The sequence below is a fragment of the Dyella sp. SG609 genome, assembly GCF_012275375.1.
GTDB lineage: Bacteria > Pseudomonadota > Gammaproteobacteria > Xanthomonadales > Rhodanobacteraceae > Dyella_D > Dyella_D marensis.
Map to the genome: position 1 here is coordinate 173366 of NZ_JAAZQJ010000009.1, position 21879 is coordinate 195244.

The 21879-nt window shown below is 67.6% G+C and carries 15 protein-coding genes; 10 read left to right on the forward strand and 5 right to left on the reverse strand.

Annotation, left to right across the window (positions count from 1 at the left end):
• Positions 1 to 88: 88 nt before the first annotated feature.
• The 5 genes from FHW85_RS16540 (at position 89) to FHW85_RS16560 (ending at position 9826) form a co-directional block, all read left to right on the forward strand.
• Positions 89 to 2062, forward strand: a complete 1974-nt coding sequence (locus tag FHW85_RS16540; RefSeq protein WP_168648976.1) for a S8 family serine peptidase — start codon at positions 89 to 91, stop codon at positions 2060 to 2062.
• 372 nt (positions 2063 to 2434) lie between these two features.
• A complete protein-coding gene (locus FHW85_RS16545) occupies positions 2435 to 2995 on the forward strand; it encodes a sigma-70 family RNA polymerase sigma factor (protein WP_168648977.1) in 561 nt (186 codons plus the stop codon).
• Positions 2992 to 4014 carry a FecR domain-containing protein gene (locus FHW85_RS16550; protein ID WP_168648978.1) on the forward strand — a complete coding sequence of 341 codons (1023 nt, stop codon included), beginning with the start codon at positions 2992 to 2994 and terminating at the stop codon, positions 4012 to 4014. Before FHW85_RS16545 ends, FHW85_RS16550 begins: the two co-directional genes overlap by 4 nt.
• A 49-nt stretch (positions 4015 to 4063) precedes the next feature.
• Positions 4064 to 6922 carry a TonB-dependent receptor gene (locus FHW85_RS16555; RefSeq protein ID WP_168648979.1) on the forward strand — a complete coding sequence of 953 codons (2859 nt, stop codon included), beginning with the start codon at positions 4064 to 4066 and terminating at the stop codon, positions 6920 to 6922.
• A 372-nt stretch (positions 6923 to 7294) separates the two neighbouring features.
• Entirely contained in the window at positions 7295 to 9826 is a 2532-nt protein-coding gene (locus tag FHW85_RS16560) for a TonB-dependent receptor (protein WP_210427830.1), read from the forward strand.
• A 140-nt stretch (positions 9827 to 9966) separates the two neighbouring features.
• Here the strand turns inward: FHW85_RS16560 and FHW85_RS16565 are convergent, their stop codons facing one another.
• Complete coding sequence (locus tag FHW85_RS16565; RefSeq protein WP_168648980.1) at positions 9967 to 10317, reverse strand: hypothetical protein; 351 nt, start codon at positions 10315 to 10317, stop codon at positions 9967 to 9969.
• A gap of 236 nt (positions 10318 to 10553) precedes the next feature.
• Here FHW85_RS16565 and ubiA point away from each other — a divergent pair, with 236 nt between their 5' ends.
• Positions 10554 to 11447, forward strand: coding sequence for a 4-hydroxybenzoate octaprenyltransferase (gene ubiA, locus FHW85_RS16570; protein WP_343203710.1), 894 nt, complete (start codon positions 10554 to 10556; stop codon positions 11445 to 11447).
• A 450-nt stretch (positions 11448 to 11897) separates the two neighbouring features.
• Here the strand turns inward: ubiA and FHW85_RS16575 are convergent, their stop codons facing one another.
• Positions 11898 to 12512: a TetR/AcrR family transcriptional regulator gene (locus tag FHW85_RS16575; RefSeq protein ID WP_167254834.1), complete on the reverse strand. Its 615-nt coding sequence runs from the start codon at positions 12510 to 12512 to the stop codon at positions 11898 to 11900.
• 104 nt (positions 12513 to 12616) lie between these two features.
• On the opposite strand from FHW85_RS16575, the gene FHW85_RS16580 reads away from it, so the two are divergent.
• From FHW85_RS16580 to FHW85_RS16595, 4 genes are all read left to right on the forward strand, one after another.
• Positions 12617 to 13357, forward strand: a complete 741-nt coding sequence (locus FHW85_RS16580; protein ID WP_168648982.1) for a 3-oxoacyl-ACP reductase family protein — start codon at positions 12617 to 12619, stop codon at positions 13355 to 13357.
• Positions 13350 to 14897, forward strand: a complete 1548-nt coding sequence (locus FHW85_RS16585; RefSeq protein ID WP_168648983.1) for an MFS transporter — start codon at positions 13350 to 13352, stop codon at positions 14895 to 14897. Before FHW85_RS16580 ends, FHW85_RS16585 begins: the two co-directional genes overlap by 8 nt.
• Positions 14898 to 15202: 305 nt before the next feature.
• Entirely contained in the window at positions 15203 to 17716 is a 2514-nt protein-coding gene (locus FHW85_RS16590) for a TonB-dependent receptor (RefSeq protein WP_246866796.1), read from the forward strand.
• Between the two features lie 62 nt (positions 17717 to 17778).
• Entirely contained in the window at positions 17779 to 19299 is a 1521-nt protein-coding gene (locus FHW85_RS16595; protein WP_168648984.1) for a CehA/McbA family metallohydrolase, read from the forward strand.
• A 45-nt stretch (positions 19300 to 19344) separates the two neighbouring features.
• Here the strand turns inward: FHW85_RS16595 and FHW85_RS16600 are convergent, their stop codons facing one another.
• The 3 genes from FHW85_RS16600 to FHW85_RS16610 all read right to left on the reverse strand — a co-directional run bounded on the left by FHW85_RS16600 (position 19345) and on the right by FHW85_RS16610 (position 21862).
• Positions 19345 to 20601, reverse strand: a complete 1257-nt coding sequence (locus FHW85_RS16600) for a HipA domain-containing protein (protein ID WP_168648985.1) — start codon at positions 20599 to 20601, stop codon at positions 19345 to 19347.
• Positions 20601 to 20945, reverse strand: coding sequence for a helix-turn-helix transcriptional regulator (locus FHW85_RS16605; protein WP_167254824.1), 345 nt, complete (start codon positions 20943 to 20945; stop codon positions 20601 to 20603). Before FHW85_RS16605 ends, FHW85_RS16600 begins: the two co-directional genes overlap by 1 nt.
• Positions 20946 to 21058: 113 nt before the next feature.
• Positions 21059 to 21862, reverse strand: coding sequence for a thioesterase family protein (locus FHW85_RS16610; RefSeq protein ID WP_168648986.1), 804 nt, complete (start codon positions 21860 to 21862; stop codon positions 21059 to 21061).
• Positions 21863 to 21879: the final 17 nt, after the last annotated feature.

The window sequence follows — 21879 nt, forward strand, 5'->3', positions numbered from 1 at the left end:
CCTGTCGCCCGATACACGGCAAGGCGGGTTCGCCGTCATCTGATATCGGCGAGGCCGCTCCCGCCTCGTCTCGATACGGGGAACTCCCATGCCAAGAATCGATGCCCTTGCGCTCGCGCTGCTGGTCTCCACGGCGCTCGGCGGCACTGCTCACGCCCAGCAGCTGCGCGGCGACAACGCGCCGCCTGGACTGTCCGCGCTGGAACGCTCCACCGGCACCAATGCCAAGCTCGACAACGCGCTGCTGCGCATCAAGCGGCAAGCTGCGGCCCTGACTTCCACCGGCCGCTCGGCCACCGCACGGCCGGCCAGCGCAGAACCCCATGTCACGGTCGACATCGTGGCGAAGGGCGACGTGGCCGCCGTGCGTACGCAGCTGGAAGCGCTGGGCTTCGAAACCGGCGCCGTCTACCGCAACGACATCGGCGGACGCCTGCCCGTTTCGAAGATCGACCAGGCAGCGGCGCTCCCCGGCGTGCTGACCATCAGCGTGCCGGAGAAGCGCACCCGCGCCGGCCTGGTGAACTCACAGGGAGACTCCGCGCAGCGCAGCAAGGCATTGCGCGAAACCGGGCGGATCCGCCTGGCAGCCGCAGACGCCGCCGCGCTCACGGCCATAGACGGCAGCGGCCTGACCATCGGCGTGATTTCTGACAGTTTCGACTGCCAGGCCGGCCAGGCCGAAGACATCGCCAACGGCGACCTGCCCGCGCGTATCACCGTAGTCAAGGAGTCGAGCGACTGCCTCGGTTCCGGCTCGGACGAAGGCCGCGCGATGGCGCAGATCATCCACGACGTGGCGCCCGGCGCGAGCATCGCTTTCTATTCGCCCGACACGCTGGCCGACTTCGCCCGGGGCATCAAGACGCTGGCCTTGCCCACCGACCAGACCGATGAGCATGGCCGCCGCGGCGCCGGTGCGCGGATCATCGTCGACGACCTGGGCTTCTTTAACGAGCCGCTCTACCAGACCGGCCTTGCCGGCGCCGCCATCGACGAGGTCGTCCGCACGCATGGCGCCGCTTATTTCACCGCCGGCGGCAACGACGCCAACCGCGGCCGGGCTGCGTACGACAACAACCACGCCAGCTTCGCCAGCGTCGCCGTTCAGCGCGGCGATGGCGGCTTACGTGCGCCGCTCAACCTCGGCGAACGCCTGCTCGACTTCGATCCGGGCAGCGCCACCACGCTGGAGAACCTGCCCATCACCGTCAGAGCGAGCTCGACCACCATCATCGGCGTGTACTGGGATCAGCCCATGACCTCGCCCAATGCCAGCAGCTCGCTCAACCTCTGCCTCGGCGACCAGCGGGGCAAACCGATCCGGGCCGGCCTGTGCACGGGCCGCTCCGTAATCGGCCAGCCGGCGCAGCTGCGCCTCAACATCACCAATCCGGGAGCAGCCTACCGGGGCACGCTGCGCCTGGGGCTCGCCGACGGTCCGGCACCGGCGCGGGTGCATCTGATCGTGCTGGCCGGCGGCTCCACCATCGACAGCCACGGCACCGATACCGGCACGCTCTACGGGCATACCCTGTCGGCGAACGCCATGACCCTGGGCGCCGCCGACTATTTCCGCACGCCGTACTGCAACTCCGCCCGGCAGACGGCCATGCTGGAATCGTTTTCCTCCGCCGGCGGCACGCCGCTGCTGTTCGACAACGACGGCGCGGCATTGGCGGACGCCGCCGTCCCGCGCAAGCCGGACTTCGTCGCCCCCGATGGCGTGACCACCACCTTCTTCGGCCAGTCCAGCGCGAACGCCGGTGCGGACGAGGCGGACGTCGCCGACTGCCGCACCTATCCGGACTATCTGTCGTACCACTTCTACGGCACCTCGGCCGCGGCCCCGCATGCCGCCGCCGTCGCCGCCCTGCTGTGGCAGGCCGAACCCACCGCCACGGTGGCCGACCTGTACCAAGCCATGCAGGCCTCGTCGCTCGACATGGCGGGCGCAGGTTTCGACCACCGCTCCGGCCACGGCTTCATCCAGGCCGACCAGGCCCTGGTCCACTTGCGCGAGAAGCTGGACGCCGCCAGCGCCGGGCAGAAGACGCCCTGACCCCCGCCACCCGCCTCCCGGCATCCGCCCGGGAGGTAGGGGGTTTCCTCGTCCTTGCGTTTATCTCCTCAGGTGACCGGAAAAATCCCGGTGGATTTTGCCGTAGCCGTCCGTCGCCTCCGGGCGCGGGCGGCGCGGCGCCGATTTCCCTCTGGTGCCCCCGGAGGGGAGCGCAAGACGCACGGATCGCGGATTGTGGGCCTCGTCCTCCCCTGAAACGAGGCCAAACCCTGGCAACAGGGGCTACCCCCCTCCCTCGTGCTTGGGCACGGGGGAGGGGTTTTACCCACGCTGGCGCGGTCTCCGAGCGAGGTAGCCTTGAACAATTGCGATACTCTGGCCCTCGGGGGTTTCCGCGTACGGAATCAGGGTATGGGTGGAAGTTCGGCCGACGGCGAACAGCCGGGTCGCCAGGTGGGAAATGCACTGCGTTTCGACAGCTTCGTGCGCGAGCAGCGCCAGTCCCTGCTGGCCTTCCTGCGCCGCCGCGTGTCGTCCGAAGAAGACGCGCAGGACATCGCCCAGGAAAGCCTGGTCCGCCTGATCCGCTATCGCGAACATGCCCCGGAGTCCTGGAGTTCGCTGCTGTACCGCATCGCCATCAATGCGCTGAACGACCGCGCCCGCCGCGCGCAGACGCATTACCAGCACGACCACATCAGCCTGGACGAGCACGCGCACGGCCTGGTCTCCGACGACCAGGACCACGACCAGCGCATCGCCAACCAGCAGGAGCTCGCGCGCCTGCAGCAGGCCCTGCTCGGACTCCCCTCGCGCTGCCGCGAGATCTATCTGCTCAATCGCATCGAAGGCATGAGTTACCCGGAAATCGCAAAGCACTGCGGCATCTCGGTCAAGGCCGTGGAAAAAAACATCAGCAAGGCGCTTGCGCTGCTGCGCAAGAAGCTGGGCGACAGGGGGCAGGCCGGATGAACGCCAACCAAGCAGATTCACCCCGCGACTGTCCCACCAGCGCCGAAAGCTGGCTGGCCCGCCTGCACGCACCGGACTGCGGTCCCGCCGAACGCGCCGCGTTCGAGCACTGGCGCGCGCAGCACCCGGACCATGCGCAGGCCTATGCCCAGGCCGAGCGCCTGCACGCCAACGCCGCCCTGCTCGCCGGCGACCCGCTGCTGCGCGCCGCGAGCCTGGCCGCGCGCCGCCGCACCGCGGCGCGGCGCGACCAGCGGCGCCTGCTGGCGCGGCTGTTGCCGATGGCGGTGGCGGCCTCGGTGCTGCTGGCCTTCGGCGTGCCGTACCTGCTGCGCGGCACGCACGTCGACCATGGCGGCTTCTCGCGCCGCTACGCCAGCGCCACCGAGCTGCCGCGCAGGCTGACCCTGGACGACGGCACGCAGATGATCCTGGATGCCGACTCCACCGTGACCACGCATTTCGACGCGCAGCGCCGCCTGGTGACGCTGGAGCGCGGGCGCGCCGAGTTCGCCGTCGCGCACGCGGCGGCGCCGTTCGAAGTGCATGCCGGCGGTAATGTGATCCGCGATACCGGCACCGTGTTCCAGGTAAGCAAGGAGCGCGACGTCGTGGTGGTGGGCCTGCTCGCCGGCTCGGTGGAAGTCACCCATGGCCAGCAGACCCAGGCGCTGTCGCCCGCGCAGCAGCTGCGCATCGCCGCCGACGGCAGCAGCGCCGTGGTCGGCGCGCTGGACACCCAGGCCGCGCAGGCCTGGGGCCAGGGCGAGCTGGTGTTCCGCGAGCGCCGGCTGGATTCGCTGCTGGCCGAGATGAACCGCTATTCCGACACCAAGCTGCTGCTGGGCGACCAGCGCCTGGCCGACCTGCGCATCAGCGGCAGCTTCCACGCCGGCGACCAGCAGGCCCTGGTCAAGGCGCTGGATGCCGGCTGGGGCCTGCGCGCGGTGACCACCGGCAGCCATGAGCTGACGCTTTACCCCGGATCGCCCTCGAACGCCGGAGGCGCGCGCCGCTGAGTAGCCCGCTGCGTCCCGCGTTGCCGCAACCCCGGCGCTGCTAGCAGGCATGCGCGCAGGTCGTCTGTTTCCGCTTCTGGCCGCGGCCCTGGTGCTGCTGGGGCCGGTGCGGGCCGCGCATGCGCTGGAAGACCGCGATTACCGCATCGACGCCGGCACCCTCGACGACGGCCTGCGCGCCTTCGCCCGGCAAAGCGGCACGCAGCTGCTGTACGCGCCGGAGCTCGCCATCGGGCGGCACAATGCCGGCCTCAGCGGGCATTACTCGGCCGACCAGGCGCTGCAGCAGCTGCTGCGCGGCAGCGGCCTGCGCGCGGTGGCGGTGGACGAACACACCTATGTGCTGAAGGCCGCCGCGGCGGCCGCGCTGAAGCTGCCCGCGCAGGAGCTGCCGCCGATCGAACGCCCTTCGCCGGCGCCGCGCCTGGCGCCGGTGGAGGTGACCGGCACGCATATCCGCCGCACCGACGTGGAAACCGCCTCGCCGCTGACCGTGATCGATCACGAGCAGATCGAGCGCAGCGGCTACCAGACCCTGTTCGACCTGCTGCGCGCGCAGCCGGGCATCCGCGTGAGCAATGCGCCGGTGGCGATGACCGAGGGCGAGCTGTATCAGAACAACGGCCTGGCCACGGCCACCGGCGCGGCCTCGGTGGATCTGCGCGGGCTCGGTTCCTCGGCCACGCTGTTCCTGGTCGACGGCCAGCGCATGGCCGGCTATGGCCTGAGCCAGAACAACTTCAGCACGGTCAACGATCTCAACAGCATCCCGCTGGCCCTGGTGGAGCGGGTGGAGATCCTGCGCGACGGCGCCTCGGCCATCTACGGCTCCGACGCCATGGCCGGCGTGATCAACGTGATCATGCGCAAGGACGCTCCTGGTGTAAGTCTCAGCAGCAGCTACGGCATCTCCGGCCACGGCGACGCGCAGCAGCGCCGCGTCACCGCCAGCGCGGGCGGCATGATCGGCCACGAACTGCATGCGCTGGTGAGCGTGGACTACCTCAACCGCCAGCCGCTGCTCGGCGGCGCGCGCGACTGGAGCCGGCAGCGCCAGTCCGGTTCGGACGACAGCAGCGGCGATGCCAGCGCCTTCGTGCTGGACGGCGCCAACCTGCGCTACCTGGCCGGCGGCTGCTCGGCGCGGCAGCGCAACGCCAGCGGTGTGTGCATCGACGACGACGCGCAGCTCACCAGCCTGCAGACCGGCCTGCTCAGCCGCTCGCTGTTCGCGCACCTGGACCGCCGCTTCGGCGCGCTGCAGGCCTATGCCGACCTGCGCTGGACCAAGATCGACCAGCGCCAGCAGATGGCGCCGCTGCGCGACAGCTTCATGCTGCCGGCCAGCCATCCGGACAACCGCAGCGGCGACGACGAGCCGATCTACGACCACAGCTTCAGCGACCTCGGCCCGGTTCGCGACCGCTCCGTATCGACCAACCGCTTCGTCACGCTGGGCCTCAAAGGCCACTGGGACGAATGGGACTGGGACGTGCACGCCAACGACCAGCGCAACCGCAGCGACGACCAGCTGCGCGGGCTGCTGCGCGTGGACAGCTTTGCCAGTTCGCTGCGATCGGGTTCGTTCCGGCTGGATGCACCCAACGACGCCGCGGTGGTGCAGGCGATCTCGCCCGTGCTGATGCGCCACGCCACCGCCGCCAAGACCAGCCTGAGCGTGCAGTTGACCGGGCCGCTGGCGCAGTTGCCGCACGGCCCCTTGTCGATGGCGATCGGCGCGGAGACCTGGCGCGACCGCCTGGACGACCGCCCCGATCCGCTGCTGCTGCGCAACCTGGTGCAGCAGTTCGACAGCCCCTACCAGCGCCACGAGAACCGGCACAGCCTGGCCGCCTATACCGAGTTCAACGCGCCGCTCACCGCACGCCTGCAGGCCAACCTGGCCTGGCGGCTGGACCGTACCCAGCCCTATGGCGCCGCCGTGTCGCCCAAGCTCGGCCTGAAATGGGACCTGCGCGACGACCTGAGCCTGCGCGGCACCTGGGCCAAGGGCTATCGCGCCCCTACCCTGTTGCAGCTCAGCCGTCCGCCGACGCTTGCCGCCACCCGCTTCATCACCCAGGTGGCCAACAGCGCGCTGCCCTGCGTCAATGCCACGCCGGCCACCGACGACACCTCGTTCTGCCAGGTGCAGGCCAATTCGGTCAGCAATCCGAACCTGCGGCCGGAGACTTCGCGCAGCTACACGCTGGGCGTCGTGTGGGCGCCGAGCAGCGCGTTCGGCGCGGCGCTGGATTTCTATCGCATCCGCCGCGACCACGAAATCATCCAGCTGCCGCTGAGCTATGCCCTGCTGCATCCGGACAGCTATCCGCAGCTGTTCCAGCGCAGCCGCCGCGGCGTGCTGTACGCGCTCAACCAGCAGCTGGTGAACCTCGGGCATACCGACGCGCGCACCATCGACCTGGATCTGCGCTACCGCCACCAGACCGCGCGCTACGGCCGCTACGACATCCACCTGGGCGTCGATTACCTGGACCGGCTGGACCGCCAGATGATCGAGGGCGATCCCAGCATGCGCTACGCGGGCTACGCCTCGCAGCCGCGCGTCAGCGCATTGGCCAGCCTGGACTGGACGTACCGCGACTGGAGCCTCGGCGCCAACCTGCGTTTCACCGGGCACTACCGCTACGAGCCTTATGCCGGCAGCCCGCTGACCTGCCCGGACGATTTGCAGCAGAACGGCAAATGCAAGACGCCGGCCTTCAGCGTGCTCGACCTGCATGCCGCGTACAGCGGCATCGCGCATTGGTCCTTCAGCTTCAACGTGCACAACGCGCTCGATCACCAGCCCGTGTATTACGGCTCGCCCGGCATCGCCTACAACCCGATGTTCGACGATGTGGTGGGGCGTTATTACCTGATTGGCATAAGCTACCGGCCTTAGAACGCCTGGGCTTCCGTCGCGGTTCCGTGCTCCTGCTTCTGTGCTCCGTGGGTCCCGCTCACTCCAACCCTCTCTCCGCAGGGGAGAGGGAGTTCATCGCGCGCATCTCTTCGAGGCGCCGCAACTGACGCGAAGCTTGCACCGCGCACACGCAAACTACGTAAGTACCGACGCAATACGTCACGAGCACGTGAAGCGCGATATCGCATACGCCGCATCGTCTACGCATTTGATGATGCCGTTCGCGCTTTGGGGATAATTACGCTTGACACGAATTTTCCTGCAGCGCACGTTCGGACCCGGGAGGCGGCAGTCGCATGTTCATGCGTGCTGCCACGTTGTCGCCTCGCGCGACTTCATCGGGAGAAGTGCATGTCACGTCGTTATGTGTCGCGTCCGCAAGGACGCGTCTGGGTCAGTGCGCGCCAATGCAGCCTGGCCATGCTTGGATTATCGATGGCGCTGGCGGCCAACGCGCAGGACAGCGCGCCGGCCGACCAGCAGAAAGCCAAAACACTCGAAGGCGTGCAGGTCGTCGGCTCGCGCGCCAAGGACCGCACCGCGGCGGAGACACCGGCACCGGTCGACGTGATCGGCCGCGAGCAGCTGGAGAACGCCGGCGTGGTCGAAGTGGGCCAGGCGCTGCAGATGCTGGAGCCGAGCTTCAACTTCTCGCGCACCTTCGTCAGCGACGGCACCGACACCATCCGTCCGGCCACCTTGCGCGGCCTCGGCCCCGACCAGGTGCTGGTGCTGGTCAACGGCAAGCGCAGGCACCAGCAGGCGCTGGTGAACGTGCAGCAGACCATCGGCCGCGGTTCCGCCGGCACCGACATCAATGCCATTCCGATCTCCGCGATCGAACGCATCGAAGTACTGCGCGACGGCGCAGCGGCGCAGTACGGTTCGGATGCGATCTCCGGCGTGATCAATATCGTGCTGAAGAAGCAGGTGGGCCAGACCGACGGCTCGGTCACCGCCGGCCAGACCTACAAGGGCGATGGTTTCACGCGCCAGGGCGGCATCAATACCGGATTCCGCCTGGGCCAGGACGGCTATCTCAATCTCACCGCGGAATACCGCCATCGCGATCCCACCAATCGGGCCGGCCCGGATTCGCTGCGCGTGAGCCCGCCACGCGTAACGCAGAAGCTCGGCGACGCCGACACCAAGGACGCCTACTTCTGGCTCAACGGCGGCCTGCCGATCGCCGGCGGCGAGCTGTACTGGTTCGGCGGCATCTCGCAGCGCAAAGGCAATTCGTACGGCTTCTTCCGTCCGGCCGGCGACAACCGCACCATTCCGTCGCTGTATCCCAATGGCTTCCTGCCGAACATCGCCACCAACGTGAAGGACGCGTCGCTGGCGGTGGGTTATCGCGGGCCGCTGGCCGACAAGTGGGACTACGACATCTCGCTGATCCACGGCCGCAGCCAGTTCGGCTTCGACGAGCGCAATTCGGCGAACGTGAGCTGGTGGTACGAACCGCGCGACCCGGCCAATCCCGCCGCCGGCATCTACGGCGCCTCGCCCACCTCGGCCGACACCGGCACGCTGCGGCTCAACGAGACCACCTTCAATGCCGACGTGCGCGGCCCGATCGACTGGGGCATCGGCCACGATGCGCTCAATCTCGCCTTCGGCTTCGAATGGCGGCGCGACAGCTACCAGATCCTGCCGGGCGATCCGGTGTCGTACATGTACGGCCGCACCGACAACCGCGCGATTCCCATCTACGGCCAGACCGGCGACATCGCGCAGCCCGGCATGCAGGGCTTCCCCGGCTTCTCGCCGTCGGAAGCGGTGAACCAGGCGCGCCACAACATCGCGTTCTATGCCGATGCCGAATCGCAGGTGACCGAGCGCGTGCTGCTCGGCGCCGCCGTGCGCCACGAGCATTACTCGGACTTCGGCGGCACCACCACCGGCAAGCTCTCGCTGCGCTTCGACGCCAACGACAGCTTCGCCGTGCGCGGCACCCTGGCCACCGGCTTCCGCGCGCCGGGCGTACAGCAGCTGTTCTACAGCCAGCGCTCCACCAACCTCGATCCCAGCGGCACGCTGACCGACACGCTCACCGCGCGGCAGAACAGCGCCGTGACGCGCGCCTTCGGCATCCAGCCGCTGAAGCAGGAGACCTCGCACAGCGGCACCGCGGGCATCGTCTACAAGCCCGGCAACGACATCACGCTGACCGTCGACGTGTTCCGCATCGACATCAAGAACCGCATCATCTTCTCCAGCAATATCGTGCCGGAGAGCGTGGGCACCGACGGCAATGCCTGCGCGGCGAACAATGCCAACTGCCCGATCCGTGGCATCCTGCAGCCGTTCGGCGTGGGCCAGGTGCTGTTCTTCACCAACGCGATCGACACGCGCACCAAGGGCATCGACGTGGTGGCGGAGAAAGGCTTCCGCTTCGACGACAGCTCCACCCTCGACCTGACCGCCCTGCTCAACTACAACAAGACCGACGTCACCAAGCGCAAGTCGCAGTCCGCCATCCTGCCGCCGGACAAACTGTTCGACGACACCCAGGTGACCCTGATCGAGCAGGGCCAGCCGCGCGTGCACCACATCCTGCAGGGCATCTACCGCACCGGCCCGTGGGACTTCACCCTGCGCGGCAACTACTTCGGCCAGGTCAGCGGCCAGGGCTTCACGCCCGGCGTGATCCAGACCTGGAGCGGCAAGTGGCTGGCCGACATGGCGGTGGGCTACCGCTTCTCGCGCAACCTGAAGCTGACGGTGGGCGCGGACAACGTGTTCGACACTTATCCGGACAAGTGGAATCCGAAGACGGGCGCGCCGTTCCCGCAGCTGGGCTTCGTGTATGGCTGGGAGACGCTGCCGTTTGGCGTGAACGGCGGGTATTACTACGCGCGGCTGGATTTCAAGTTCTAAGGCGACGTCAACCCAGCACCTTGGGACGTCAACCCGCACCTTGGCGTAGGTTGGGGTGAGCCGCAGGCGAACCCCAACACTCGCACCTTCAGGCGCCTCGCCACGTTGGGGTTCGCCTGCGGCTCACCCCAACCTACGCCTCAAGTGGCATCCAGCTCGAATACGTGGTTGTCGTAGTCGCTGAAGTACAGCGCGCCATCGCCGCGCGCCAGCTGGTACTCGATCTTCAGCACGTTCAGGCGCTCGGCGCAGGCGCGCAGCTCGGCCGGGTCCACCGCCAGGGCGATATGGTCGCCATGGCGGGTGGCCGGGCCCATGCCCTTGACCAGCACGAAGCGCACCCCGGCCAGTTCCACGTGGGCTTCCTGGTGATGGCTGTCGTCGGGTTCGGACACCAGGATGCGGGCGTCGGGGAAGACCGCGGAGAACAGGCGGGCGGTCTGGTCCGGGTCGTGCACGATCAATGCGATGTGGCTGATGGCCTTGGGCATGGCGGCTCCTCGGGCGACGCGTGAGAGTATGCGCGCCGGTGTGACGATGTCGATGACAACGGCGTTTCAGGGCGCTCGCCACGCCAACCTCGGCGACGGCCCAGGCTAAACTTCGGCGCATGGCTCCGACATCCCGCAAGCGCCAGCGGCGCGTTACCTCCTCCGGCTCGGCGCGCCCGCGCCCCGCCGCCGCTCCGCCGGCCCGGCCGGCCGACAGCTCCACCCGCGCCACCCGCGTGCTGGACGTGCTGCTGCAGCGGCTGCCGCCGCATTACCGCGAGAAGGCCCGCGATTACCTGGTGCTGACCCGCATGGACCGGCCGATCGGGGCGCTGCTGCTGCTGTGGCCGACCTGGTGGGCGTTGTGGCTGGCGGCGGGCGATTTTCCGCCGGTGAAGGCGCTGGTGATCTTTACCCTGGGTGTGTTCGCCATGCGGGCGGCGGGGTGCGCCATCAATGACTATGCGGACCGGAAGCTCGACCCGCAGGTGGAGCGTACGGCGGGGCGGCCGATTGCGGCGGGGCGGGTGACGCCGCGGGAGGCGTTGATCGTGTTCGCTGCGCTGTTGGTGTTTTCGTTTCTGCTGGTGCTGTTTACGAATGCGCTGACGATCAAGTTGTCGTTTGCCGGGGCGGCGCTGGCGGCGCTGTATCCGTTTACGAAGCGGTATACGTATATGCCGCAGGTGGTGTTGGGGGCGGCGTTCGGGTGGTCGATTCCGATGGCGTTTGCGGCGGTGGCGGGAACGGTGCCGCCGCTGGGGTGGCTGCTGTTTATCGCCAATATTCTGTGGTCGGTGGTTTACGACACGCAGTATGCGATGGTGGATCGGGATGACGATTTGAGGGCTGGGGCCAAGTCCACCGCCATTTTGTTTGGGGATGCGGATCTGCCGATCCTGGGCATTCTGATGGGGACGTTTTTGTTGTCGATGGTGTTTGTGGGGCAGCGGGCGGTGTTGGGGTGGGTGTATTGGCTGGGGTTGGTTGGCGCGGCCGGGTTGTTTGGGTGGCAGTTGTGGCGGATTCGTACGCGGGATCGCGGGGCTTGCCTTTGGGCGTTTCGCAATAACAACTGGTTGGGGATGGTTTTGTGGGTGGGGATTGTGCTGGCGCTGGCGGTCAAGTAGGCGTTACGACTTGCTCGTCATCCTGGCGTAGGTCTCCCTACTCGTCATCCCGGCGTAGGCCGGGATCCAGTTTCCGTATCGCTTGGTTTTCGCGTTATCGCGAATGGGCCGCTTATGCAGCGGGCATTCCGTGCGCCTGCCGGCGCCCGGGTCACTTTCTCTTTGCTGGCCCAAAGAGAAAGTAACCAAAGAGAGAATGGCCTAAGAGCCAAGGCTCGCGACGCGACTAGAAGGAGCAGTGGGCGGCTGCGGTAACTTGATTAACCTGGGTCTACACGAAACATCAGTGCGTTTACGTAACGGCTGCTTCAACGTGCCGTGGCCGAGAGGACTTTCAAGAACCGAGGCCAGCTTTCGCTCTTCGTTCCTGCCTACCTCACCACTTCACCCCTCTCCCCTCCGGGGAGAGGGCAGGGTGAGGGGTCGGGCGGAGCGAAGACGAGGGAGCGCTCAAGTCGCCCCAACCAGCCCCACCCAAGCCTTCATCGCACAATCCACCACCCCCATCAGCTGCTTGCGTGACGCGCCGTCGCGCGCCTGAAGGGAAAGGCCGTTGAGGACCGTGGCGTAGAAGGCGGCAACGGTGCTGATGTCGACCTTGGACGGCACGTCACCGTCAGCCACACCCTGCTTCAAGCGGCGGCGGATCAGCGACTGGGTCTCGTTGCGGCGTTCGGCCAGGTCGTGGAACACCGCCTCGTTTTCGGTAGTGCGATGCGTCGCGCCCAGTACCACCAGGCAGCCGCGGCCTTCGCCGAAGCGGCGGGCGGCTTCGCGGAGCATGGCTTGGATGGCTTCGCGGGCGGTGACGTCGCGCTTGTGGAGTTCGTCGCGGGTGCGGGGGCCGGCGGAGGTTACGTACAGGTCCAGGGCTTCGCGGAACAGGGCTTCCTTGCAGCCGAAGGCGGCGTAGAGGCTGGGGGCGTTGATGCCCATGGCGGTGGTGAGGTCGCCCACCGAGGCGCCGTCGTAGCCGCGGTCGAGGAAGACCTCCATGGCCAGGCGCAGGACCTGGTCGCGGTCGAATTTGCGCGGGCGGCCCCGCTCTTTTGTCACAGCCGTCATCGGAAGCACCTTTCTGTAGCGGTCAATACATAAAGTCCTTGACAGTTCCCGTCAAGGGCTGCTCCTATTTATGTATCGACTACTACATAAAAGGCAGCACGAGCATGAGCACTCTCAACGGCAAGGTGGCCCTGGTGACGGGCGGTTCGCGCGGGATCGGTGCGGCGATCGTGCAGCGGCTGGCGCGGGATGGCGCGGCGGTGGCGTTTACCTATGTGAGCTCGCCGGACAAGGCGCAGGCGCTGGTGCGCGAGATCGAAGCGGCCGGTGGCAAGGCGCGCGCTTATCAGGCGGACGCGGCCGATCCGGCGGCGCTGCGCGCCACGGTGGATCAGGCCGCCGCCGACTTCGGCCGGCTGGACATCCTGGTCAACAATGCCGGCATTTTCCTCGGCGGCGTGTTCGAGGAAACCACGCTGGAGGACTACGAGCGCACCATGGCGGTGAACGTGCGCGCGGTGTTCGTCGCCTCGCAGGCAGCGGCGCGGCACCTGGGCGAAGGCGGGCGCATCATCAGCATCGGCAGCTGCCTGGCCGATAGCGTGCCGTCGCCGGGCATGACGCTGTATTCGATGAGCAAGTCGGCGCTGTCGGCCTTTACCAAGGGGCTGGCGCGCGATCTCGGCGCGCGCGGCATCACGGTGAACCTGGTGCAGCCCGGTTCCACCAACACCGACATGAACCCTGCCGACGGCGAGCGTGCCGACGGGCAGCGCACCCGCATGGCGATCCCCCGCTACGGCGATGCTTCGAATATCGCCGGCATGGTGGCCTGGCTGGCCAGCGAGGAAGGCCGCTTCGCCACCGGCGCGGCGTTTACGGTGGACGGTGGCGCCAATGCCTGACGGCGCCGCTTCCGCCAAGCCGCACAGCCTGCGCGACCGCCTGCTGGTCCTGGCGGCGGTGTGCCTGGCCGGCCTGGGCATGCCGCTGAGCTTTACCGGCCCGGCCATTGCGCTGCCGGCGATCGGACAGGCGCTGGGCAGCGACCCGCGCCTGCTGTCGTGGGCGGTGAATGCCTTCATCCTCGCCTTCGGCGGCAGCGTGATGGCGGCCGGCGCCCTGGCCGACCAGTACGGGCGCAAGCGCATCTTCACGCTCGGCATCGGCTTGTTCACCGGCTTGTCGGTGCTGCTCGCGCTGTCGCGCAACCTGTGCTGGCTGGATCTGGGCCGCGCCGCGCAGGGCATCGCGGCGGCGCTCACCATGTCGGCCGGCGCGGCGTCGCTGGCGCAGGAGTTCGAAGGCCATGCGCGCACGCGGGCGTACAGCCTGCTCGGCACCACGTTCGGCCTGGGCCTGGCCTTCGGGCCGCTGTTGTCGGCGTGGCTGATCGACTCCCTGGGCTGGCGCGCGGTGTTCCTGTCCACCGCGGCCATCGGCGTCCTGGTGCTGCTGGTCGGCGTGCCGCGCATGCGCGAAACCCGCGACCCCGGTGCGCAAGGGCTGGACCTGCCGGGCAGCCTGAGCTTTACCGCGGCGCTGGTGCTGCTCACCTTCGGCATCATCGAAGCGCCGCGCCATGCGAACGGCTATCTGCCGCTGCTGCTGGTGGGCGCGGCGGCCGCCATGCTCGCGCTGTTCGTCTACGTGGAACGCCGCGTGCCGCGGCCGATGCTGGACCTGTCGCTGTTCCGCAACCCGCGCTTCCTCGGCGCGCAGGCGCTGCCGCTGGCCACGGCGCTGTGCTACGTGGTGCTGCTGATCTTCCTGCCGCTGCGTTTCGTCGGCGTGGAAGGGCGCAGCGAAGTGGCGGCCGGCCTGCTGATGATCCCGTTGTCGGTGCCGATGCTGGTGGTGCCGTTCGCCGGTGCGCTGCTGACGCGCTGGCTTTCGGCAGGCCTGCTCTCCGCGCTGGGCCTGGGCCTCGCCGCCGCCGGCCTGTTCTGGTTGCGTACGGCCGCCGTGCCCGGTGCGGATTGGCATGCGCTGCTGTGGCCGCTGCTGCTGATCGGCGCCGGCTCCGGCCTGCCCTGGGGCTTGATGGACGATCTCGCGGTGAGCGTGGTGCCGAAGGAGCGCGCCGGCATGGCCACCGGTTTCTTCACCACCACGCGCGTGGCGGGCGAGGCGATCGCGATGGCGGCGGTGGGCACGGCGCTGACGGGCCTGATCGAAACGCAACTGGCGGCGGCGCCGCACGAGCAGGCGGTGGCGGCGGCCGCGAGCCTTGCCACCGGCAGCATGGCGCACGCGGCCAGGGTGGCTCCGGCGATCGGCCGCGACGCCTTGCTGCATGGCTACAGCGGTGCGTTCGGCGGCTTGCTGGTTGGCCTGGCGGCGTTGACTTTGGCGTTGGCCGCGGCGTCGTTCGTCCTGCTGCGCCGGCGCCGCGCTCACGCACCGGCAACCGCCGCCGCGCACGAACCCTGCAACGCTCATTGATCCGGGTACATAGGCAGAGGGGCGGTCATCCGCCCCTCCATGACTCGTTACACAACGTTTTCATGACAGTTTTGGACGTCTAAACCCAAGCTGTCGGCTGGCCGTCATCCCCCCTGAGCTTCGCTGTCACAGCGCCGCTTTAACTTGCGCCGCGTCAGAGCCTGTGTCCGGGCCAGGGAAGCCTTCACACGATACTCAGTGCGATCCCAATGGTGCGATCCCATGGGATCAGCACACGGTGTCGATCGTGCTGCGGTTGTCCGTACGCAAGGCTCCGTCATTCCCTCTTCCCCGGAGTCACGACGTTGCGCACCACATCGATCAGCCACGCCATCGGCCTGGCCCTGCTGGGCGGCCTGCTCTGCTCCTTCGCGCCGCACGCCGGCGCGCAGGACAGCAACGCTTCCACCGGCGACAACAGCAAGCCCGCCGCCGACCGCGCCAAGAACCTCGACGGCATCGTGGTCACCGCCCGCTCGGGCGTGGAGACGCGCACCAAGGCCGAGACCAGCTATTCCATCACCACCATCGACGAGGACCGCCTGCGCATGCAGGCGCCGACCTCGGTGACCGAGGCGATGAAGTCCGTGCCGGGCTTCTGGGTGGAAGCCTCCGGCGGCGAGGCCAGCGGCAATATCCGCGCGCGCGGCATCCCGGTGGACGGCTTCGGCTCGGTCAACCTGCTGGAGGATGGCGTGCCGGTGCAGCACGATCCGGCGCTGGGCTATCTCAATGCCGACCAGGCCTTCCGCCTGGACGAGACGATCGAGCGCATCGAAGTGGTGCGCGGCGGCCCGTCCTCGGTGTTCTATTCGAACGCGCCGGCCGGCGCGATCAACTTCATTCCGCGCAAGGTGGGCGACAAGGCCGAGGGCCTGCTGAAGTTCACCGTCGGCGACTACGGCCTGACCCGCGGCGACTTCTGGGTCGGCACGCCGGTGGGCAATGGCTGGAAGCTGAGCGCGGGCGGCTTCTACCGCACCGACAGCGGCATCCGCGACCCCAAGTTCAATGCCAACGACGGCGGCCAGATCCGCCTGAACCTGGCGCGCGACTTCGAAGGCGGCAGCTTCAGCGCCGACGTCAAGCACCTGGACGACAAGGTGGCGCTGTACCTGGGCATCCCGATGCGCACCACCGCGAACGGCGATATCCGCGCGGTGCCAGGCTTCGACGGCAACTACGGCACGCTGGCCGGTCCCGAGACCGAGCACGTGCTGATGAAGATGGGCAATGGCGGCCTGTACAACTTCGACAACAGCGAAGGCACGCATGTGAAGCGCGACCAGCTGACCCTGAAGTTCGATTACGAACTGGGCGGCGGCTGGAAGCTGGCCGAGTCGCTGCGCTACGACGACACCCATACCCAGCGCAACGGCGTGTTCCCCAACTCGCTGATGAGCGCCACCAAGTACCTCGCCTCGGTGGCCAGCCAGAAGCCGGCCGGCGCCGCCGGGCTGCAGCTGCGCTACGCGGACAACCCTGGCCAGGTGTTCGACAACGCCAGCCAGAACGGCAACGGCCTGGTGGTGCTGGGCGGCCTGCGCGGCGTGACCATGCCGGTGAAGGAGTTCATCAACGACACGCGCCTGTTGCGCAAGTTCGACCTCGGCGGCCAGACCCACGACGTCACCTTCGGCTACTACTACGCGCGCTTCGACCAGGACTTCAGCCGCTACTCCTCGGTGGCCCTGCTGGACGCCACCAACAATGCGCGCCTGCTCGACCTGGTGGCGGTGAACGCGGCCGGCCAGCCGGTTTCCACGCTCACCGACCACGGCATCTCGCGCTACGGCTACGAATGGGAGAACGCTACCGGCACCTCGACCACCAACGCGTTTTATCTGTCCGACGAGTGGCAGGTGAACGACGAGCTGCGCATCGACGGCAGCGTGCGCTGGGAACAGGTCAACACCCGCGGCAAGACCGAGACCAAGCAGACGGTGAACCTGGGCACGCCGGCCACCTCGCAGATCATCACCGGCACCGGCCAGTACGTGCCGTGGGACCACACCTTCAACAAGCTGGGCTGGACCCTGGGCGCCAACTGGCAGTTCTCGCCGCGCTCGGGTGTGTTCGCGCGCTGGACGCCGACCTTCCGCCTGCCTAACTTGAGCACCTACATCACCAACCCCACCGCCGTGCCGGTGACCCAGACCATGAAGCTGGGCGAAGTCGGCTACAAGTACACCGACCGCCAGCTCGACCTGTACGCCACCGCGTTCTACACCAAATACAACAACGTCGGCTTCAGCAACTACGTGTTCAATCCCAACGGCAATACCTCCACCACCCAGCAGGGCTATGCCGACACCAAGACCAAGGGCCTGGAGCTGGAAGGCACCTGGTATCCGGTGGACTGGTTCGACGTGCAGGTCACCGCCACCCTGCAGGACCCGCAATATAAGGGCCTGCGCTATACCGAGCTGGTGGCCGGCGCGCCGGTGCTGCGCGATTACGAAGGCAACCAGCTGATCCGCGTGCCCAAGCAGAGCTATCGCGTGGTGCCGGGTGTGAACCTGCTGGGCGGCAAGCTGCGCCTGCAGCTGGCCTACGAGTACGAAGGCCAGCGCTACGTGGATACCGCCAACTCGGTGAAGCTGCCTTCGTACGACGTGTGGAGCGCCAGCGCGCGCTACGACATCTCGCCGATGTGCTCGCTGTTCTTCTACGCGGACAACATCACCAACTCGCTGGGCCTGACCGAGGGCAACCCGCGCGCGGGCGAGCTGGCCAGCGCGGATGCCGGCGCCAACACGTTTATCGCGCGTCCGATCCTGGGCCGCGCGTATCGTGCGGCGATCATGTATCGCTTCTGAGGCTGCGGAGCCGGGCGCCGGCCCGGCTCCCGGCTGCATGCTCAAAAAGGTTCCGCCAAGCCATGAAGATCCGCCTGTTCCGTTCCCTGTCCCTGCTGCTCGCCTGCGCGCTACCGTTCGCCACGCACGCGGCGGAGGTCGAAAAACCCGATGTGGTATTGCATGGCGAACTGGCCGGCAAGGATCACCAGACCTACCGCACGCTGCCGTTCGACGTGCCGGCCGGCACCACCCGCATCACCGTGCAGTTCGACTACAGCGGCCGCGAGGAGAAGACGGCGGTAGACCTGGGCCTGCTCGGCCCCGACGGTTTCCGCGGCCAGGACGGCTTCCGCGGCTGGAGCGGCGGCACCAGGAAGCTGTTCACCGTGTCGGCTACCGATGCCACGCCGTCCTATCTCCCCGGCGCGATCCGCCCCGGCCGCTGGCAACTGCTGCTTGGCATTCCGAATATCCGCAAGGAAAGCCACAGCAACTACACCGCCAACATCTGGTTCGGCCACGCCAGCGACCCGGCATGGGAACCCGCCGTGCTTAATCCGCCGCTGCGCAAGGAAGCCGGCTGGTATCGCGGCGACCTGCATATGCATACGGCGCACAGCGACGGCGGCTGCAAGAACCAGAGCGGCGAACGCGTGCCCTGCCCGCTGTTCTTCACCGTGCAGGCCGCCGCGCAGCGCGGACTCGACTTTATCGCCATCACCGACCACAACACCGTGTCGCACGCCAATGCGATGCGCGAGCTGCAGCCCTACTTCGACCAGCTGCTGCTGATCCCCGGGCGCGAAGTCACCACCTTCACCGGCCACGCCAACCTGTTCGGCACCACGGCGCTGGTGGATTTCCGCGTCGGCAGCAAGGAGGTGCCGGACTGGAATGCACTGCTGAAGGCCATCGCACCGTTGCATGGCGTGATCTCCATCAACCACGCCATCCGCCCCAGCGGCGAGGTATGCATGGGCTGCGGATGGACGGCCAAGCCGCCGGTGGATATGAGCCTGGTGCAGGCGGTGGAAGCGGTGAACGGCAGCGATATCGGCACGCCGATTTCCGGCCTGCCGTTCTGGGAATCGCAGCTGGCCAAGGGCTACCGCCTCACCGCCATCGGCGGCAGCGACAACCACGAGGCGTTCCAGCACGAGGCGCGCATCGGCACCAATCCGACCGGCGTGCCGGCCACCGTGGTGTATGCGCGGGAGCTGTCGATGCCGGCGATCCTGGATGGCATCCGCGCCGGGCACGTGTTCATCGACACCGAAGGCAGCCGCGACCGCGTGCTGGAACTGAGCGGCGAAGCCGATGGCGCCAAGGCCAGCATGGGCGACGCCCTGCGCGTGCCAGCGAATGGCACTGCCTCGTTCGATGTGCACGTCGCCCATGCGAAGGGCGCCAGCCTCGCCGTGCTGCTCGACGGCAAGCCGTTCGCGCCTGCCGTCGCGGCACAGGTCGACACGGACGACCTGCACCGCAAGTTCAGCTGGAACAGCGATGGCAAGGCGCATTGGCTGCGGGTGGAGGTGCGGGATGCGGCCGGCAAGGCATTGCTGGTGGGGAATCCGATCTACCTGAATCCCACGCGCTGATTTCGCCAGGATGAGCCCCGCAGGTTACGGGCGGACAAGCGAGCGTCAGCGAGTTGCGTCGATGACCGCCGACATGCGCGTTATCTCGCGACGCGAGGCACCAGCGTCAGCGGCGACGTCGCGCCACGCCGCCACCGATTGGCGCACTTCTCGCTCGATCGCTTCGAGCCGCTTTCTGGAGACGCGATAGAAGTCCGCGGTGCTCTTCCATAAAGCGCTGTCCGAAGTCGGATCGACATCATCGATCGCCAGGACATGCGCATCTTTTTCGGGATTGGGGTTGATGTCGAAGGCCGGCGACAGGCGCCAGCCGTTGCCTTCGCGCAGGAAGCCGTGGTTGCGCAGGTGATCGTCGCGGTTGCCGATAAGGATCGTGAAGAGCACGCGCCGGCATAGCTGTTCAAGGTCGGAGCCGATATGGTTTGCGACGCCGTTGTTCTCGATGGCCTGCACGATGTCGAGGTACGAAGCACCGTCGCTCTGATCGAGATCCGTCAACGTCAGCGCGGAGGCATAGGCGCGGCGCGAATCGCCCTGGCGGTCGAAGCGGCGGACAAGATAGGTGTGGCCGCGATCCGAGAACTGCATGACGCGCGCGTCAGGCATATCGATACCAGCCGCACACGCAAGCCGATAGGTAATGAATTCCCACAGGCCGATGTCATGGCGATCGTCATTCGAAGGAAACTTTGCCAGCCATAACGAGCCGTCGACGTCGCGCACGGCCGCCTTGGGGCGAGCCCCGCCGAGCGCCGAGCCGGCAGCGGCCAGGTGCATCAGCCATTCGATGCGCTCGGGCGTGTCGTCGTCGTCGTTGCGCTCTACTTCGGCCGTGATCGCTTCGAGTTCGCGCAGCTCCGCGATGGGCGGCGCCTGCAAGCGATCCGCATCCACGAACTGCTGCGTATCCGGACTGAAGAGCCGCAGGGCGCCCATGCGGGTTTCATCGCTGACACCTGCAAGGTAGTCCCAGTCGCTCAGCACGCGCGGCGCTTCACCGCGCTGGCGCGATCGGATCCGCTCGCGCCGCTCGATCAGCATGCAGCCCCAGCGGTCGGGCGATGCATCCTGGAATGCAGGGGAAAGTCGATTGGCGCCCGCCCGTGCGTAGAGACGCCCCGGCCCCGCGAGCAACTGGTGATCGAGATCGAACGGAGCGATATCGCCAGTGCCGGCGATCCAGCCCTCCGCATATTCGAAGCCGATGACCTGACGGCCGCGGTTGATGCTTCGCTGCAGGTGACCGACCAGCGCGCTGCCGCCGAGGCTTGCATCGTCGAGCCGGACGTCCAGATCGTTCATCACTTGCTCCGCTCCGGCGGCACGGCCTTGGCCGTGCGGCGGCCGCTGGGGCGCGGTGGAGCGAGCAATGCATCCTGAAGTTCGCGCCCCAGCTTGTCGTCAGCGGCAAGCTTGTCCAGGTCCGCCGCCAGGTTGAGCACGGACAGAACGCGAAACATGGTGGCGAGGCTGGTCGACGGATCGCCATCCTCGAGCTTGGCCAGCGTAGGAACACTCACGCCCACACGCTCGGCCATCACCGCCTGAGTCATTTTCCGGCGCAGGCGCGCGGCGCGCAGGCGCTGGCCTAGCGCCTTGATCGCACGCTGGGCGGCGGGGTGGCTGGGGGGAGTGCGCTTAGCCATACCAATTAAATTACATTGGATGCGCTTTCAATGCAATTTAATTTCGTATTTTTATCCTTGCCCGTTCAGGTTTGCTCGATCATTTCAGCCAGGATCCAGGGGACGCCAGCCACTCACCCAAACACCACCACGCTCTGCCGGCTCAACGCCACCGCCTCCCCCTCGGGACTCCACAAGGTGGCGCTCTGGTTGAGATAGCCGTGGCTGCCCGCGGTGACTTCGGTATCCATCAGCCACAGGCCTTCGCGGGCCGGGCCGAAGTCGTCCGACAGCAGTTCCAGCGTCCAGGTGAGCGAGCTGGCCATGGTCGGCTGTTTCAGCATCGACAAGCCGGGTGTGGGAACGATGTCGGCGTAGCCGATGATCTGCGCTTCGCCCAGGGCGCCGGGGCCTGCATAGGGTTCGTCGCGAAAGCCGACGTAGATGCCGGTTCGCGGCTCCTCCCTGCCTTGGAAGATCGACACGCCGCCGAGCCAGCGCGTCGCCACATGCTGCGTGAAAGCTGGAGCGATGCCTTCGACATAGGTGAATGGCTTGGCGGCTTCAGCCGGCGGCAGAACGGGCCGCGGCGGTTTGATGTCGAGCACCGATGCGCGCGCCTCGCCGAACACGCCGAACAGCAGGCAGGCGGTCTGGCCCTGATCGAGCACGCGTGCTTCGATCTGCGTCACCGATTTGCCTCGGCGCAATACGTTCGCTTCGATCCGCACCGGTCCCGGTGCGATCGGCGCGATAAAACTTGCCTGCAATACGCGCAAGGGCACCGCCTGCGGCACCAGGTCGCGCATCGCGCGCACGGCCAGCGCCGCTTGCAGGCCACCGAAGATGGTGCGGCCCTGCGCCCAGCTTGCCGGGACCTCGGCGGTCCAGCCGCCGTCGTGGCTACGAAGGCCGGCGAGCACCTGCGAATACAGCATGTCTTTTCTCCATCGGT